The organism is Acinetobacter sp. YH12128 (assembly GCF_013418655.1).
In the GTDB taxonomy this organism is placed as follows: Bacteria; Pseudomonadota; Gammaproteobacteria; order Pseudomonadales; family Moraxellaceae; genus Acinetobacter; species Acinetobacter amyesii.
Genome location: NZ_VPBO01000005.1, coordinates 23,733 through 42,168 on the forward strand (window position 1 = coordinate 23,733; position 18,436 = coordinate 42,168).

Annotated in this window: 13 protein-coding genes; 3 read left to right on the plus strand and 10 right to left on the minus strand. The window is 40.4% G+C overall.

All coding sequences use genetic code 11. The annotated features are described in order from the left end of the window. Window positions 1-512 precede the first annotated feature (512 nt). The 10 genes from FTU64_RS04270 to FTU64_RS04315 all read right to left on the minus strand — a co-directional run bounded on the left by FTU64_RS04270 (window position 513) and on the right by FTU64_RS04315 (window position 12,593). Window positions 513-1,406, minus strand: a complete 894-nt coding sequence (locus FTU64_RS04270; protein WP_078191428.1) for a LysR substrate-binding domain-containing protein — start codon at window positions 1,404-1,406, stop codon at window positions 513-515. Continuing rightward, window positions 1,406-2,611, minus strand: a complete 1,206-nt coding sequence (locus FTU64_RS04275) for an MFS transporter (RefSeq protein WP_180059282.1) — start codon at window positions 2,609-2,611, stop codon at window positions 1,406-1,408. The genes FTU64_RS04270 and FTU64_RS04275 overlap by 1 nt, the downstream gene beginning before the upstream one ends. Then, window positions 2,608-3,204: a TetR/AcrR family transcriptional regulator gene (locus FTU64_RS04280; RefSeq protein WP_168379283.1), complete on the minus strand. Its 597-nt coding sequence runs from the start codon at window positions 3,202-3,204 to the stop codon at window positions 2,608-2,610. Before FTU64_RS04280 ends, FTU64_RS04275 begins: the two co-directional genes overlap by 4 nt. Before the next feature lie 195 nt (window positions 3,205-3,399). Then, window positions 3,400-3,921, minus strand: coding sequence for an acyl-CoA thioesterase (locus tag FTU64_RS04285; protein ID WP_078191431.1), 522 nt, complete (start codon window positions 3,919-3,921; stop codon window positions 3,400-3,402). 282 nt (window positions 3,922-4,203) lie between these two features. Next, window positions 4,204-4,380 (minus strand): hypothetical protein, encoded by a 177-nt coding sequence (locus tag FTU64_RS04290; protein WP_171262670.1) that lies wholly within the window; start codon window positions 4,378-4,380, stop codon window positions 4,204-4,206. 386 nt (window positions 4,381-4,766) lie between these two features. Continuing rightward, window positions 4,767-5,759, minus strand: coding sequence for a patatin-like phospholipase family protein (locus tag FTU64_RS04295; RefSeq protein ID WP_180005304.1), 993 nt, complete (start codon window positions 5,757-5,759; stop codon window positions 4,767-4,769). A gap of 242 nt (window positions 5,760-6,001) precedes the next feature. Beyond that, window positions 6,002-7,477: a sodium:alanine symporter family protein gene (locus FTU64_RS04300; RefSeq protein WP_180025826.1), complete on the minus strand. Its 1,476-nt coding sequence runs from the start codon at window positions 7,475-7,477 to the stop codon at window positions 6,002-6,004. Window positions 7,478-7,536: 59 nt separating this feature from the next. Then, window positions 7,537-8,778, minus strand: coding sequence for a sodium/glutamate symporter (gene gltS / locus FTU64_RS04305; protein WP_180059283.1), 1,242 nt, complete (start codon window positions 8,776-8,778; stop codon window positions 7,537-7,539). Between the two features lie 633 nt (window positions 8,779-9,411). Continuing rightward, window positions 9,412-10,746, minus strand: coding sequence for a DcaP family trimeric outer membrane transporter (locus FTU64_RS04310; RefSeq protein WP_180059284.1), 1,335 nt, complete (start codon window positions 10,744-10,746; stop codon window positions 9,412-9,414). A gap of 644 nt (window positions 10,747-11,390) precedes the next feature. Beyond that, window positions 11,391-12,593, minus strand: coding sequence for a multidrug effflux MFS transporter (locus tag FTU64_RS04315; RefSeq protein ID WP_180059285.1), 1,203 nt, complete (start codon window positions 12,591-12,593; stop codon window positions 11,391-11,393). A gap of 135 nt (window positions 12,594-12,728) precedes the next feature. On the opposite strand from FTU64_RS04315, the gene yccS reads away from it, so the two are divergent. The 3 genes from yccS (at window position 12,729) to FTU64_RS04330 (ending at window position 18,434) form a co-directional block, all read left to right on the plus strand. After that, window positions 12,729-14,897, plus strand: coding sequence for a YccS family putative transporter (yccS, locus tag FTU64_RS04320; RefSeq protein ID WP_180059286.1), 2,169 nt, complete (start codon window positions 12,729-12,731; stop codon window positions 14,895-14,897). An 85-nt stretch (window positions 14,898-14,982) separates the two neighbouring features. Beyond that, window positions 14,983-15,543 (plus strand): YcxB family protein, encoded by a 561-nt coding sequence (locus tag FTU64_RS04325; RefSeq protein ID WP_180059287.1) that lies wholly within the window; start codon window positions 14,983-14,985, stop codon window positions 15,541-15,543. Window positions 15,544-15,731: 188 nt separating this feature from the next. Continuing rightward, window positions 15,732-18,434 (plus strand): sulfite reductase flavoprotein subunit alpha, encoded by a 2,703-nt coding sequence (locus FTU64_RS04330; RefSeq protein ID WP_180059288.1) that lies wholly within the window; start codon window positions 15,732-15,734, stop codon window positions 18,432-18,434. Window positions 18,435-18,436 lie beyond the last annotated feature (2 nt).

An 18,436-nucleotide genomic window follows, 5' to 3' on the forward strand; every position in this document is an offset into this window, starting at 1 on the left:
TGAAACCCTATTTACAAAAATGGTTTAAATAAATCAGAGTGACAAAGGCTATGTATCATTGAGTCTTTGATTAAAAATACGATAAATAAAAAAATCCCGAAACTCTTAATTCGAGATTTTTTGTTTAACTGATGTTACACACGTAAAAGTACTTTCGCATTTTTAATATGCATTTTAAGTCTATTCGACGGAGTCTTATATCTAGGGATTGAATAAAGGGATTAGCCTTCGGCTAGAGGTACTCTTACGAAACATTGTTTCTCATTCGGCAAAATGAGAAGCGAAGCTTCGCAAGGAAACCATCTTGCGGAGCAATGCTCCTCACCGCAAAACTCGTTCACTACCGTCAAATTATTCAGAGTATCGCAAAAACTTTTTGATTAGAAGTTGTCCTGTCTCAAACACTTGCGGATGACCTTACCGCGTATCGTACTTTATATTTGAATCAAATTGCGCTTCTGATGTTACTGCGTAACATCAGTTATTTAGATCTTACGGCAATATGTAAAAGCTTAGAAAAAGCCCATATAGAACTGCTCTTTTAAGACTTTTAAAATCAATTCGATTGCATCATTTTTACGATCTTTTCGATAGCTCGCATACAAACCAATGGTCGGCAAAGGTTCAACCGTACTTTTAACCAATATTTTATCACCGAGCAATGGAATGACATAAGACGGTACCAAACTCCACCCCACGCCCATACCGACCAAATTGACATTTAACAAAATATTGGTCGAATGCTGTACCAAGTTCACATTCAGTTTATTTTGCTTAAAGAAATCTTGAATAATTCGGTATAGCTCAGGTGATGAATGTTCATCACTAATAATAAAATCCTGATTATTCATGTTTTTAATGCTAATGTGCCGCTGTTCTGCCACAGGCGAATTTTTCGGTACAATCAGCGCCAAAGGCTCAGTAAAAATCTGAACAGATTCTATATCAGGGCTTTCTTCGACATAACGGGTAAAGGCAATATCAATTTCCCCTTTACGCACTGCACTGATCTGATCGACATCCATTAAACTATGAAAATGAATTTTTAACTCAGGAAACTGAGCACGGATATTCGGCATGATATAAGGAAAGACCTTCATTTCAGCCACAGGAACAAAGCCGATATTCAGTTGTTCTTTACTGAGCTGCGCAATTTGACGCGCATCTATCATGGCTTTTTCAGCATGTTCTAAACTCAAACGCGCTTCTTTTAAAAAGGCCTGACCTTCTGCAGTCAACTCAACTTTTCGGTTGGTTCGCATCAATAATTGCACCCCAACTTCCTGTTCTAAGTCTTTAATTTGCTGACTTAAAGAAGGTTGCACAGTACACATTCGCTGCGCAGCCTTGGTAAAATTTAGCTCTTCGGCAACCGCAACAAAATATCGTAGATGTCGTAATTCCATTATTCAGCTCCTAAAGCACTGCGTTTAAATTGGTTTGCCACGAATAGACGATACATCCACAAAGTGAACAGCACCATCACTGCACAAAATAAATAGGTTGCCTGAAATCCAAAGTATGCAATCAGCACACCCATAATGACCGAACCGACAGCAAGGCCAATATCAAACAAGGCAAAAAAGGTGGATATTGCATGTCCCATTCGGGCTTTTTCTACCGTTTGAATCGCGACCGTTTGCAGGCATGGGAACACTGAACCGTAGCCGATGCCCATAAAAACTGCCGATATCCAAAGCAGCCATTGATTCGTGAGAAAACTAACAATCACCAAACCAAGGGCAAAGCAAATAAAGGATGGATAGATGACTGCGCTCGGGCCTTTACGATCATAAACTTTGCCAACCCAAGGACGGACGATCAACATCGATACGGCAAAGACAATAAAAAAGATAGTGGTATAAGCAAGTAAATGCTTCAGTTCAGCATAAGCAGTGATAAAACTCATCACACTCGAATATGCAAATGCGGTCAGCAATGCCACAAAACTGATGGCAAGTACCCGTGTTTCGATCACATCACGCCATTGGATGGCTGCGGATTGGCTCGCTTGATCACTTGATTTAAGCTGTACGTGTTCTTGTATTTGAACTAACCACGTAAAAATATAGCCCACTGCAACCAATAAGGCTAATACTGCAAATAAGGTACTAAAACTGCTGAATTGAATCATACTCAGCGCTAAAAATGGCCCGATCACCACGCCTAAGTTGGTCGACATGACAAAGTAACCCATGCCTTCGCCTTTTCGGTGATCTGGGATGTAATCATTTACGATGGGAACATTGACCGTGGTTAATATACTGAACCAAAAACCATGTAAAAAACGAATGACCAACAACGACCACATGCTGTCAATCCACAAATAACTCAGCGCAAAAACAACAAAAATAAAGCCTGAAATACGTAGAGAATTGGCTTTACCAAAACGCTCAATGATCATGCCGGAAAAGGGGCGAATCGCAATGGATGACACCAAAAACAGCGTCAAAGCCATACCCGCTTGCTGAATCGAACCACCCAATTCTTTCATAATATAAATGGGTAATATGGTCAGCAGCGCAAAGTAATAGCTAAATAAAAACAAGTTATTACACAGACAAAAAACAAAAGACTTGTTCCATAACGATGCCTGATGTTGAGTAGTCATGAGGTCATTGCCTCGCTGCTACGCGTGGCTTGGTGCTCCGTAAAAATCGGGTTTAGCGCCAACTGCACCAGTCGCTTGATATAGTCTTCATCTGGCTGGGTATTAAAGAAAATGATCTGATAATGAATCGGGCCATACAACATATCCAACATGAGTTCGAAAGGATAATCCGCGCGAATTTCGCCTCGTTGAATGGCCAATTGGATCAGCTCACGTGTCGCTTCACGTCGAGGTAACAAATACTGTTTAAAAAACTCACCTGCTGCTTCACGATGCTCTGCCAAAACCACTAGCAATGCTCGACCCACGTGCTGATTTAAAGCCCGTGATAATTTGAGCAATTGTTGATTTAGATTGAACTCTAAACTTTGTGATAAATCGAGTTCAAACACCGAGGCGGTGTGCGCTTTAAAAGCATCGAAAACCAGATCGGACTTATGCTTCCACCAACGGTAAATCGTCGATTTTCCAACGCCTGCGCGAGCGGCAATATCTTCAATGGTCATGCTTCGATAATCACTTTCCGCCAAAGCATCTGTGACCGCTTGTAAGATACATTGCTTACGCCGAGAAGTTTTTTCAGTTTCACTCATAATTTAAAAACGAAACGCTACGTATCGTTTTATATTAAACAGTATTGGACTGAATGACTATCATTAACTGAGCTGTGAAGAATAAACTTTAGTCGCACACTCGGAATTCAAATCCCAACTGCACTCTCCAAACGAATTTCAGATTAAAAAAAGATCGCCTAAGCGATCTTTTCAAATATTCAGCCACCCAAGCGATTAGCTTTGTGTCGATTTTTTATAAATACTGCAAGAAGGATGATGATTTTCCTGTAAACGTGCCACTTTACGATGTTCCGCAGCTTCGAAACGACAACGTTTCCAGTCATTATCTAAATTCAATGCCGGAATTTGTTTCGGTTTACCTTGATCATCAACAGCGACCATTGTGAAATAGCAACTATTGGTATGACGCACTGTACGTTTTTGAATGTTCTGCGCTTCAACACGAATACCAATTTCCATAGAAGTACGACCTACATGGTTCACACTTGCAAGGAAAGTCACTAACTCACCCACGTGAATTGGTTCTTTAAAATTCACTTTATCAACTGATAGTGTCACCACGTAGCTACCAGAATAGCGACTTGCACAAGCATACGCGACTTGGTCTAACAATTTTAGAATCGTTCCACCATGCACATTACCCGAAAAATTCGCCATGTCAGGAGTCATTAAAACTGACATCGATAATTCTGACTGGTCGTCTAGTGCATTCGCAATTTGATCTAATGGGGACATCTTGTTTCTCTAGACTCGTGATATAACAATGATTAATGTGATTATTATATAGATTTTAATCAAAATTAAATGTTCAAATCGGCAAAAAAACCATCATTATTATTTATAGTGATCATACCATCATTCAGTAAAATATATATTGATAACGATATACACCCGATAAACAAGTAGTTATCGCGCTATCTATCAATTTTTTTTAATCCAAGCTATGCTGTGTTTTATATTTAAAACATATTCATTAAAACGCGTTGTTCATCGATTCAACATAGCACGGCATTAAACTTAATCTTCTAAGACTTTTAACATCTCGAAAGATACGTTGTCATAGCTGGTTTTTTGTCCACCATCATTGGTACTTTCTAGCGTGTAAGAGTTATCTACATGTACATGAGTGACAATAAATACGCTCTCTTCCATCATCGCAAGCTTTACTTTTTGTCCTACATCAAGCGTTTTCATCTACAGCCACCTTTAAAATATTTATTGGTTTTAAGTATTAATAACCTGATGATATTCTAAACACTTCAACAGTATTGGTAAACGTAAGCACATGAATAAAAACGCTAATATAGGTATATACTCTTAAAATCTACGTAAAACCAATTAATATGATTTTCTTAATTAATTTCAAATAATTAACTGTATATTTTCTTATTATTACGATTTTTATATTTGGCAAATCTTTTGATTAAGACCTAAAACCAATCAACATCCAATATATTAATGATTACTAGATACTATTGAGCATGGGAAGAGCTGAGAGCAAAAATTAAAATGCTTAGCTGAAATAAAAATGCACCCTGCTAGGTGAACAGGATGCATGTCAATTTACGGATCGTACCAACCTAGTCTTTGGCTGCTAAATAAGGAATATGATGTCCCTTGCTATATTGATGTTCAGCATAAACCCGAGAAATCTCTCCAAGTTTTTCTAAGGTTGCCTCTTCACCTGCAAGCATCGTCGCTTCACGACCTTTTACATCAAATATATGTGCTTTTTCACGTAAATCAGGTTGAATCACAATGTCTGCTCGCTTGAGTTCTTCTTGAGCTAAACGATTTTGCATAATATTGATATTTTGGTTAAACAAGCCCCAAACATTCGACGTTTCGGTATGAATCGGTCGTGCCAAAATATCCACCGCAATAATAATATCCGCCCCTAAATCGCGTGCAACGTCCACAGGAACAGGGCTGACCAAGCCACCATCGACATATTCTGTGTCTTCAATAATCGTTGGAATAAACATGCTCGGAATCGACACCGAAGCACGAACAGCCTGCCCCGTATTGCCATAGTTGAACACGACTTTTTTGCCATTCTTTAACTCGGTTGCCACCACATACATTGGGGTTTTTAGCAACTCTAAAGGCACGTCATCAACTTGCTCATTGATATAATCTTCAACTTTTTTACCGTCAAAAAAGCCTTTTTTGTCCAAGCGTATTTCTCGAACATCATTGGCTTTCATATTTAAGGCGATATCTCTTAACTCATTGGCACTTTTACCTGATGCATAGATTGAACCCACAATGCTACCCGCACTGGTTCCAACAATGAAATCTGGGTGTATTCCCTGCTGTTCAAGTATCTGAATGGCGCCAATGTGTGCATAACCACGTGCCCCACCACTCCCTAAAACCAAAGCAACAATCGGACGCTTTTCCTGCTTTTTCACTTTTTTAAAGTCAATGCGGTTATTCGCCACCTGTGCAGGTGCTGCTGTATAAGTCCGAATTTGTGCGGTTGTTTCAGCGCTGACCGTTTTTGAGCCCACACTTTGACAACCCACAAGGCTGATTGCGAATGCAGTCATCAAAACAGTTATGCTTTTCATTGAGAGATATTCCAAATGCAACTCGATATTTGAAGAGAAAAAGTAGTCTAATCAGTCCGCATTCACGTCACTGTTATTATTCGTTAATGCCTCTGACCGATGCACATTATATTGACATACAACCTAGAAAGTCATTGGCTGTCAAAATTTCAATGTCTAGCAGAATTTCCACATCAGGATTCAAGCCCTTATCTAGCAAAAAAAGCCCCGACAACGGAGCTTTTTAAAGTTAATTTTTGACTTTACCAAATATCGGAATTAACACGATCCTTATATTTTGGATGTTCATCCATCTTAAACACTGGCTCTTTTACACCACGTTTTAACTGTGAGGTGTAGTCTTTCATCAACATCAATAAGAATGGAGTCAGCAATAAAATTGCAAAGAGGTTAATACTCGCCATCACGCCCATGAAGAGATCCGCTAAGTTCCAAATCAGAGGCACACTCATGATTGAGCCAAAGTACACCATCATCAGGACGAATACACGGAATACAAACATGACCTTAGGATTGTTATTGATAAACTGCACATTACCTTCAGCATAAGCATAGTTACCGATTACTGAAGAATAAGCGAATAAGAACAAGATAATAGCAAGGAAGTCATCTCCCCATGCGCCAATCTGGCTTTCAAGCGCCATTTGCGTCAAAGCAACGCCTTCAAAGCCTGCATTTTCATACAAGCCAGATGCCAAAATAATGATCGCCGTACAGGTACACACGACAAATGTATCGACAAAGACACCGAGCATCTGAACTAGGCCTTGATTGACCGGGTGTTTAACATCTGATGCTGCCGCAGCATTCGGAGCAGAACCCATACCCGCTTCGTTTGAGAATAATCCACGCTTAATGCCTTGCATCATCGCCATAGAAACCATAGCACCGAAGAAACCACCAGCTGCAGCATCAAACTCAAATGCTTTGCTGAATATTAACTGGAAAATATCTGGGAGAATCGCAAAGTTAGCAAATGCAACATAGAAAGCAACTGCGAGATAAAGCAAAGCCATAAAGGGCACAAATCTTTCTGCAACTTTGGCGATCCGTTTAATCCCGCCAAAAATAATCAGCGCAGTTATGAGCACCAAGAATAAGCCCACCCAAGAGATTTCAAAACCGAAACCACCTAAGTCTAAAATGATGTTGGCTTTATCCCAGCCCCACGCATGTGAGGTCGCACCTGTAATCGCATTGGCTTGCACCGCATTAAAGACAAAACCATAGGTTGAAATCAGCGCGATGGCAAAAACCACACCCAACCACTTTTGCTTTAAACCTTGTGTAATGTAATACGCTGGTCCACCACGGAATTGCTGATTTTGCGTATCACGCACTTTAAAGAGCTGTGCAAGTGAAGATTCCACAAATGCTGAACTCATGCCTAAAAATGCGGTAAACCACATCCAAAACACCGCACCAGGCCCACCAATCGCAATCGCAATTGCAACACCTGCAACGTTACCTACACCGACACGACTGGCTAACCCTGTCACAAAGGCTTGGAATGGTGTAATCCCATGTTCATCATCGCCTTCTTTACGGCTAGATTTCATCACTTTAATACTATGAAAAAATAGACGAATCTGGACTGCGCCAGTGATTAAGGTATAGAAAATACCAACAGCCACTAAAAATACGACTAAGAAATCCCAAAGTGGATCATTAAAAACTTTGACCCAGCCCATGAGAGTTGCATTTAATTGTTCATCCATAATCAATACCTAAAATGCGAATACAAAAACAAAGGCTCTAATTTAGAGCCTTTGTAGAATTAAGCGAAAAATTTGAGAATTAACTGAATAACCGTCGCATTAATTAAGTCAACAAAGAATGCACCACATAGCGGTACAATTAAAAATGCCTTATGTGAAGGGCCATACATATTTGTAACCGCTTGCATATTTGCCACAGCCGTCGGCGTTGCACCCATACCAAAACCACAGTGACCTGCTGATAAAACAGCAGCATCATAGTTTTTACCCATGACACGGAAAGTCACAAAAGCAGCATACAAAGCCATCGTCAGCGTTTGTGCACCCAAAATGACTACAAGTGGGCCAGCGAGATCGGATAATTGCCATAACTTTAATGACAACAATGCCATCGCCAAATACAAAGATAGAGATGCATTACCAAATACATCGATAGCGCGGTCGAAAATTTGTATACGGAAAATACCTTCCAGTACATTTCGCAAAATTACACCACCAGCCAGTGCCCAAACAAATGTCGGTAATTCAAATACAGTACCTTTACTAAAACCTGTCATGAAGTCCGCAAATGCTAAACACCCTGCAAATAAACCTAATGTGGTAATTGCATTATCTGCTGTAATAAGACGAACTCGATGCGGATATTCAAACGGTACATATTCTGTTGAATTAATATCAGCTAGTGGTGTGTTATCACTACGCTCAATTTGCTCATTCGTGCGCGGAGTTGCTAGGCGATAACGATTAATTAGCAACTTAGCTAATGGGCCACCAATAATACCACCAATGATTAAACCAAAAGTTGCACTTGCCATACCTAAAGCTAATGCACCTTGTATACCGTGTTCAACTTCAAGAATTTCACCCCATGCACCAGCTGTACCATGACCACCTGTCAACGTAATTGAACCTGCAATCAAACCAATCAGTGGATCAATACCCAATAAAGTGGCAAGACTGATACCAACGACATCCTGCACAACAATGAAAGAAGCAACGGCTACCAGAAAAATAACAAGACCAATTCCTCCTTCTTTCAATTTGGCAAAGTTTGCGCTTAAACCAATGGATGCAAAGAAAATCAGCATGAAACTCGTTTGTAATTCACTACTCGTTGTAATGCTATAGCCCCAAAGACTGTGCACTACTAAAGAAATAATCGCTGCAACTAAACCACCGGCAACAGGCTCTGGAATGTTATATCGGCCTAAAAAACCAATACGATTAACAAGAAACCGTCCCAACAAAAGCACAATTACCGCTGCGATTAAGGTATAAAACGCGTTAAAACTAAATTCCATATAATTTGTCCAAAATTATTTGAATATTTTTAAAGCTCTTCTATCAGCATTAGCTGCCTTTATGGTCTGAAATACAACTACATTTTGTAATTTCAAATCAATAATGCAATTAAACGACTCAAGCTAAAGAGTTTGAAAAATATTCATCATCTGATTCAAATAAGTAAGTCTGAGCTTTAAAAATCAACTCAAAATGACTAACAAATCGCTAAAAGTTTTAAATTGAGAAACAGCCTCAAATGAAGCAAATTTAATGACAGAACATTGTGTATGTCTGTACTGTTTCGCACTATTTCTGAAAAGTCGCACATTATGCAGCCTGAACAATAAAATTTCAGTACTTTTTATTACAAAAAGTTAATTTTTCTATAATTTAAAGTTATATCCAATTGTTTTTATTTAAATGCATTCGTATTTTTTATCTATATAAAATATTAAACATTTAAGCGTGATCTATACACTGTACGTGGTTCAACGCCTGCCTTAACCAGTACGACATCATGACTCAGGCGATTTCGTGAATCCATCTACTTAGTACTGTGAGTTCATTTGCGTTGAAACATCCACCTTTTTAAACAAAAAAAGCCTGAACTGAGTCAGGCTTTTTTGATCGATTAGAATCGGAATTTGAGCTTAGAAGCTATATTTAGCCATTAAGCCAACGCGGTTATCTTTATATGTTTTCCCTGTAAACGCTTCACGTTTACCATTCACATATTCAACACCTAAATCAATTGGTTTCACTGGTGTATAAATCACATTTAACCAAGCTTGCTGTACTTCTTTGTTTGCAGAGTTATTTCCAACATCTTTAAATGCTTTTGCATAATCTGTATCTTCATCAGCAAATAATGCACCATAAGCTAAAGTTGAACGCAACTTTTCATTAAACTTATAGGTTGCACCGATTTGTACTGCGGTAAATTTATTCTGCTCAATATCCCCATTAGCATCAACAACATATGCGGTATTTGAGCCATATAAATAGTTGCTGTTCCCTTCTACATAAGATACATCACCATTAATTTTTAGCTGTTTCGTCACATCAAACGTTGTACCAGCTGCCAAACCCCACCCTAATTCATCATCATTACCGCCTTGAACTTTATGATGTTCCACAAGCGCACGTGCAGATGCATTCCCCTTACCATCCGCATAACCTTGAGTCAGTTTAGCTGTCAACGCTGGTAAGCTATATTTGACTGTTGAATCCTCAAGCGTTGTATTACTTACAGGAGGCGTGCCCGCTGTTTTGGTAGTCAGTGCTTGAGCTTTACTATCACCTTCTTCAGCAGCTACAAATAATTGTGTTTGCGGTGCAAGTTTTACGTTGTAACGCACTTGTGGCAAACGAGTTGTACCACCGCCCACGTTAGTAGCAAAATCAATCATTTCTGGTGCATGGCTAGACAAGAAGTTTGATGTGGTCTGACCAAATAACCAGTTGTTAAAGGTTAAATAACCATGACGTAGACGAATAGTTTCGCCACTTCCATTGAAATCGACCTCGATTTTACCGCCCACTTTATCATCACCACCGACGGGTGCTGTAAAATCTAAACCAAAACGTGTGGTTTTTGCTGTCGCACGTAGTTTATCTTTTGTATTGCCATCTGTAGACGCAATTTTGTTGAAGTCATCATCAGCACCTTCGATGATGTAGTTCGCATCACCACGAACAAAACCGTAAAGACTTACATCTGCACCTGTTTTAGATTTTAAGCTTGCAGCTGGAGTAGCTGGTGGTGATGGTGGTGCAACAGGACGCGCTTTAACTTGCTGAATCTCTGTTTGTTGCTGTTGTTGAACTTGCTGCTGCGCTTTAATCAAACTTTTCAGTTCTGCAACTTCTGCACGTAATTGTTCAATTTCAGAAGTATTGCTGCCTGCATGAGTCATTGAGACCGTTGCCAAACTCATGGCAACAACAAGGGTTTTCATTGGGTGGAATACAGTTTGAGTTTTCATCCTAAGCTCTCTATTGTCCTGTCATTGTTGTATGCCCTAACTCTGGGCGCTTTGTTATTCGCCTATTTGAGCGGACAAATTTCAAGCTGCATATCCGTGCTTTAGTCGCATTAAAGTCCCAACTTGCAGCCCTTAATAACGAAATACTTGAAAGCAAAAAGCAAAAACGCTGAATCCATCACTGAAAATAGACTGAAATATTTAGTTAAAATTCAGACTTAGCCGATTCAGATGGCAAAAAAGCTCAACCCCCATACCTTAAAGGTAAAAATCCATACCCTATAGGTATGTCATAAAAACGATAAAATCCGACATATTACCGATAGAAACATTCACAATATATTGATTCAGCATAAAGCACTGTGTTTAATGCAAATAATACTTATTTATCAGTTGCTCTATTTCATTCGAGTGGGACAACAGCGATCCACCGTTTCACTTTTTATTTTCAAGTGGATGATGGTTTAGAGATAAATTTCGAGCAAACAGCAATTGAGCTCAAGGTGCGATAAATAGCGCCCTCATTGAAAGTTATGAATGATGAACATTTATAATGAGTGACGCGGATATTTGATCAATAATACACGTACGTTGATGACCGACGTTTAAGTCAGACCTGCTAAACGTCATCACCTGCATTTAGTTCAACCCATGGCTGAAGCTTTTAAACTACGCATGGTGAACATTGCAACAACCACAAATAGCAGCATAATCAGAGCCATATTGATTAGCGCTGACCATACTAAAAAGTTCAAAAACACTCCGGCCAATAGACCACAGGCAAATTGCATACTTCCCATGATTGCACTGGCTGTGCCAGCTCGTGAGCCTTGTTCAGACATCGCCAATGCCATCGCATTTGGACCAGTGAAGCCGATTGAAGCAACACATAAGAACATGCCCAACATTACAACAATGATAGAGGAAAGATTAAATAATCCTGCCGCCAATAAGATCAGCACACCACACAATTGGAGTGCATTACCCAATTGCAAACGATGGCGAACATCCAGTCGATTTGCAAGTTTCTTATTGAGGGTTGAAAACACCATAATCCCTAAAGCATTCGCCCCAAATACATAAGCAAATTGCTGTTGGCTCAGACCATAACCATCCATTAAAATGGCAGATGAGCCACTGATATAACAAAATAAAATTGCGCCAGAAAAACAGCCTGTGAGCATCGGTTTACGGAAAGTTTCGTCCTGTACAATCGCACCATATAAACCTAAGACTTGTTTCAAACTTAATTTTAAGCGTCGCTCAACAGGCAGGGTTTCTTGAAAGAAAAAATGTACGCAGAAAAGACAAAAAATACCGACAAGTACCAATACCGCAAATATGTATTGCCATTCAAACACCTGCAATACCCATGCGCCTAAAGTAGGTGCAATGATCGGTGCAATTGTTGTCACGATCATCATACTGGCAAAGGCTTGAGCAGAAGCTTGCATACTTAAGCGATCACGAATTGCTGCACGGGCAATCACCACACCAACACAGCCACCCAAGGCTTGCAAAACGCGAGCCGCGATCAAGCTCCATTCACTTTTGGCAAAGACACACAGAAAACTGGCACAAATATATAAAACCAAACCGAAATATAGCGGTGTTTTACGCCCAATACGGTCGCTGACTGGCCCATAAATTAACTGCCCAATCGCCAAACCCAAGAAATACGCAGGAAGACTATTGGCCACTTGTTGGGTTGTGACACCAAAATCATCGGCCATTTGAGGTAAAGCAGGCAAATACATATCGATTGAAAGTGGCCCCAAAGCAGTCAGCAACGCCAATAAGACGATCCAGCGTTGAGAAAATTCCTTTTGTGATTCGACGCTTTTCATAAGAATAATTCATTTATCGCAAGCAAGTTTTGCAGACAAGTTTACACTGCACATAGTATTATTTCTTGGCTTCAATGTGAAAATTCACACGATACACATTGCTTACTGTCCCATCGCTTTAGCAAAGGAAAAATTTTGAACGCCTGGCTCGCACGACTGAAACAAGCAACCTATAACACGACCTTTATGTATAACTTGCGCATGGTCATTGCCTTCGCAGGAACAGCCTTTGTCCCATATTTTTTAGATCAGCAATTGATGACCATTCCCCTCACTTTGGGTGTGGTTGCCGCAGGTCTAAGTGATATCGATGACCGCTTTTCAGTCCGCGTGCTCAATCAAATTTATACCTATATTGGGTTCTTTGTTACTGCGGTATCCATTTATCTGTTGTTCCCGCATCCGATTTTATTTGCTTTGGGGCTGATCGTTTCTTGTATCGGTTGGATTCTTTTGGGTTCATTGGGTCGTCGCTATGCCACCATTTCTTATGGCTGTTTGGTGATCTCCGTGTATTCCATGCTTGGGGTCGAACTTTTTGAAAATTGGTATACACAAGCAGGTTTATTGGTCATCGGTGCGATCTGGTATGGACTGCTCTCTACCTTGAGCTTTCTACTGTTTCCTGTACGCCAAGTTCAGGACAAATTGGCGCAAAGCTATTCGTCTCTGGGTGACTTCTTATTTGCAAAATCTAACTTGTTTGATGTCGATATGACACCGGAAAGTTATCAGCAAAGTTTGATTGAGCTATCGCTAGAAAATGGCAAATTAATTGGCATTTTCAACGATATGAAAACGGCCTTATTAACGCGTTTAAAAGGTGACCGTGGACAAAAAGATACGCGTCGTAGCCTGCAATATTATTTTGTAGCGCAAGACATTCATGAACGTGCCGATTCCGCACATATTGATTATCAAAAATTGACCCGTATTTTTGAACATAGTGATATTTTATTTCGCTTTCAACGCGTGCTCTCGATTCAAGGCAAAGCCTGTAAAGATTTGAGTATTAGCATCTTACAGCGAAAACCCTATCATCATAATCAACGCTTTAAACATGCATTCCACAATCTAAAACTGTCACTCGAAAAGCTGCGTGAAGAGCAAAAATATGATGAAGTTTGGATCAACTCTTTATTTGCTTTATACCAAAACCTAAAAGGCATCGATGCGCAATTACGTAATGTCGAAACCGAGCGTTATATTGACCGACAAGCCCTGATTGAAAATCGTTTAAAAGATGATGATTTAAAAGGTTGGGACGACATCGTCATTCGATTCAAACAACATTTGAGCCCTGAATCGGTGCTGTTCCGTCATGCTGTGCGTTTATCGACCGTGTTATTTATTGGTTATATTTTTGTCCAAGTGACCAATATCAGTTATGGCTATTGGATTTTATTGACTGCCCTGTTTGTCAGCCAGCCGAACTTTAACGCCACCAAGCGCCGCCTCTATTTACGTATCATTGGCACATTGGTCGGGATTATTTTAGGTTATTCAATTTTATATTTTGTCCCTTCTGTCGAAGGTCAGTTATTACTGCTCATTTTAAGTGGCGTGCTGTTTTTTGAATTACGCAGTAAGCAATATGCACAAGCCACTGCGTTTATTACGATTTTGGCGCTGATCAACTTTAACTTAGATGGCATGGGTTTTGCCGCAGCTATGCCGCGTATGATTGATACACTGATTGGTTGTGCCTTGGCATGGTTTGGTGTGAGTTTCATTTTCCCAGATTGGAAATTCCGTCGCCTGCCTCGAACCATCAGCCGTTCGATTCAAGCGCAGTGTGATTATTTGGTCGAAGTGGTTGAACAATACAAATCTGGTCGTAATAACGGGTTGAATTATCGTGTGGTCCGTCGTGCAGCCCACAATACAGATGCAGAAGTGGCTTCACTGATTTCCACTTTAGCCACCGAACCCGATACCGATCCGACTCAAAAAGCTTTGGCCTTTGAGTTTTTGTGTCTCAATCATACCTTTATTAGTTATATCGCAGCCTTAGGTGCGCATCGTGAAAAAATTCAAGATCAACAGGTCTTAAATTTGCTGGATAAAGCCACGGATGACATTCAAGGTGCATTACTGCGAGACGAAGTACCGGACTTAACGGCGCAAAATATGTTGCAAGAAATCCGTCAGCGGTTGTCACAAAATAGTGAGGAAGATCAAAAATCCTTGATCGTGCTACAACAGCTTTCGTTGATGTTTAACGTGTTGAACCAATTTAGCCAATTGAAACAAAATCTCAGTCATGAGCATGATCAAGCATCGACTGAACTGGCTTCGCTATAATTTGGATGATTTTGGAACAATATACTCACTGAATTGGTATAAATAATGCTAAACTTTTTACAGTTTTAAATCTGTTACTTTCACTATGACCGCAAAAAATTTATACGCCTACACGCTAGAGCCAGTGGCTTATGAAATTTCTGAAGAAGAACAACGCTATGCTCAACTTGTTCTGTCTCGCAGTAACTTCAAAATTGGCAAAAAAGCATGGCTAATTATGGGTGCCATTCTTACACTGGCACTCTTGGGCCTCATCTTTATTAAGAACTATTCAACAGTATTTTGCTGGGTAGCTATTGTCTGTGTTGTGATTTACTTCCTTGTGCGTAAATTCGGTATCGAATGGTATGCGAAACGCAAACTGAATGAAGTCCCTGTACAAGAAATCAAAGGCATTCGTATGGGTGTTCAGCCGCATGGGATCTCTATGCAGCAACGTATGGGCGCAAACATGGGGACGATGACTGTCGGTTGGAAAGACATTCATGAATGGTATGACACCAAAGACTTCATCCTTTTAAACTTTAAAGTGAAGGGTCAAGACGGTGCATACATCTTGCCTAAACGTATGGATAGTAAGAAGTTTCCATTTTCAACCATTCGTAAGCACTTAAATGAAACTGTAGGCCCTGCTAAAGCTATTTAAGCCAAACAGACATTTGTGTATAAAAAACCTCCGTTTTTTGGAGGTTTTTTTATCTGTTTAATTTTCAAATGATCATTGATAATTACAATAATGAGAATGAATATTACTTACTTTTTCCACATTCTCTACTACATCATCGTTTATAATTCGTCGCAATTCAGCAACCTTTTATCAATATTAAATCCATCATGTTTAAGAAAACCCTTTTCCAGATTCACTGGTTCTTGGGGATTAGTGCCGGCTTAATACTCTCGCTCATGGGGGTTACAGGTGCCATTTATTCCTATGAACAGCAAATACTTAAAGCAATCAATCAGGACAGCTATGTGGTTCAGGCTCAACAGCAGCCCAAACTAACCCCTGCTGAGCTTTATCAGCACTTTAGTCAGTCTGATCCTGACATGAAAATTAACAGCATCTCTATTGCCTCAGATGCTACCGCCTCAAGTACCGTGAATATTGTCAAAGAAGGTGCTCGTCGTGGCTATAACATGATGGTTAACCCCTATACAGCCGAAGTTTTACCTGAAATCAAAGGTCAAAAATTCTTCCAGTTTGTACAGCAACTACACCGTAATTTAACTGTTGGCCCTGTTGGTAAACAAATTACCGGCGCATGTACACTGATGCTGATTTATTTTGTATTGAGTGGTTTATATCTGCGTTGGCCAAAGAGACATTCTGTTAAACAATGGCTTGCAGTTAAACCAAAGCTCAAAGGACGTAATTTCCTATGGGATTTACATGCTGTCGTCGGCACATGGGTGATTGTTTTTTATCTCATTTTGGCATGTACAGGCCTGTACTGGTCTTATGACTGGTGGCGTAATGGCATGTTTAAAGTCATGGGCGTTGAACGTCCACAGCCGCAATTACAAGAACGTCCAAAACCGAATGGACAACCTGCTGAACAGGCGGGTGCAAAGCAAAGTGGTGAAAAACAAGCCACTGAGGCAAAACAAACTCATGGCGAACACCAAGCACGTTCTGAAAGCAATCCTGCAACGTCAGGTCTCTCTGAACATGGCGCTCAAGAAAATAAACATGGTGCTGAAGGTCGCGGAGAAAAACGTGGTCTAAAACCTAAACAAGTAAATATTGCTCTTACGCAAAGTTGGAACGGCTTTAATCAAAATATTGGTCGTGAATACTCAAGTGTCACTTTTAATATTCCGAAAAAAGCCAATGGTGAATTAGAGATTAACTTCGTCGATGCAGTCCCTCAACATGAGCGTGCTCGCAACAAAGCGACTTATAACTACCAAACGTCTGCACTCACCGATATCGAGTTATACGAAGATAAAAAGTTGAATGAAAAAATCATGACCAGCATGTTGCCTGTGCATCGTGGTAGTTTCTTCGGACCGATTTATCAGTTCTTTGTGGTTATTGCATCCCTCATGATGCCGCTGTTCTTTGTCACAGGATGGATGCTCTATCTCAAACGTCGTAAACAGAAAAAACTGACACAGCAAGCCCGTCAAAGCTTAGCACCAGTTACCATCGACCCAAATGCACAGCCTTGGTTAATTTGCTATGCATCACAAACAGGTCAGTCTGAACAATTGGCATGGCGTACAGCAACAAGCTTACAAGAGGCTCGTCAGCCTGTCACAGTGAAAGCTGTTCAGCAACTTTCAGCAGATGACTTAACGCAAGCCGCTCAGGTTTTATTTGTTGCAAGTACCTATGGCACTGGGGAAGCACCTGACCTTGCTTCAAGCTTTGAACGTAAACTGATGGCACAAGGCCTCGATTTGAGTCATGTTCAGTTTGCCGTATTAGCTTTAGGTTCAGAAGAATATCCGGATACTTTCTGTAGCTTTGGTCATGCGATTCATCGTTGGATGCAGAGTAATGCTGCGAAGCCCCTGTTTAACACGATTGAAGTCAATAATGGCGACACCCAAGCCATTCAAGCATGGAATAGCGCTTTAGCCAAAGCGACTAAACTTGAACTTCAGCACATGCAAATTGAAAAAACTTTTGATGCATGGACATTGACCAAACGTGATTTACTCAACCCGAACAGTTTAGGTGCCCCTGCATTTAATATTGAGTTAAAACCGCAACATGAAGCCAATTGGCAAGCGGGTGATATTGCAGAGATTCAACCAGGTAATAGTGCTGAACGTATTGCAAACTTCATGCAAAAGTACCAAATACAAAGTCAGCAAGTGGTTGATTCTACTCAGCAACGTATTGAAGATGCATTATGGGATCGTAACCTAAATACGGATGTTGAACCATTTGCCAACCTTGATCATTTGCTTGAACAGCTTCCACCGCTTCCAACTCGTGAATACTCGATTGCCAGTATTCCAAGTCAGCAAGTATTACGCTTAGTGGTGCGTCAGCAATCCAATGCGGATGGTGAGCTCGGCTTAGGCTCAGGGTGGTTAACACAACATGCTGCGATCAATAGCACACTACAACTGCGTATTCGCACCAATGAATCATTCCACCTGATTGCAGATAATCGTCCTGTGATTTGTATTGGTAACGGTACAGGTATTGCTGGTTTACTCAGCCTGTTACATACACGAGTTCGTCAAGACTATACGCAAAACTGGCTGATTTTTGGTGAGCGCCAACGCGCACATGATTTCTTTTATCAAGACGTCATTGAAGCATGGCAAAACACAGGCTTAGTTCAACGCATAGACCTCACCTTCTCTCGTGATCAAGCGGAGAAACGCTATGTGCATCATGAGCTACGTGACCATGCGACCTTATTAAAATCATGGGTAGAACAAGGTGCCGTGATCTACGTTTGCGGTAGTATCAACGGTATGGCAACGGACGTTGACCACGCACTGATTGATATATTAGGTGAAGACGTTGTTGCTGAACTGCGTCAAGCTGGGCGCTACCGCCGTGATGTTTATTAATA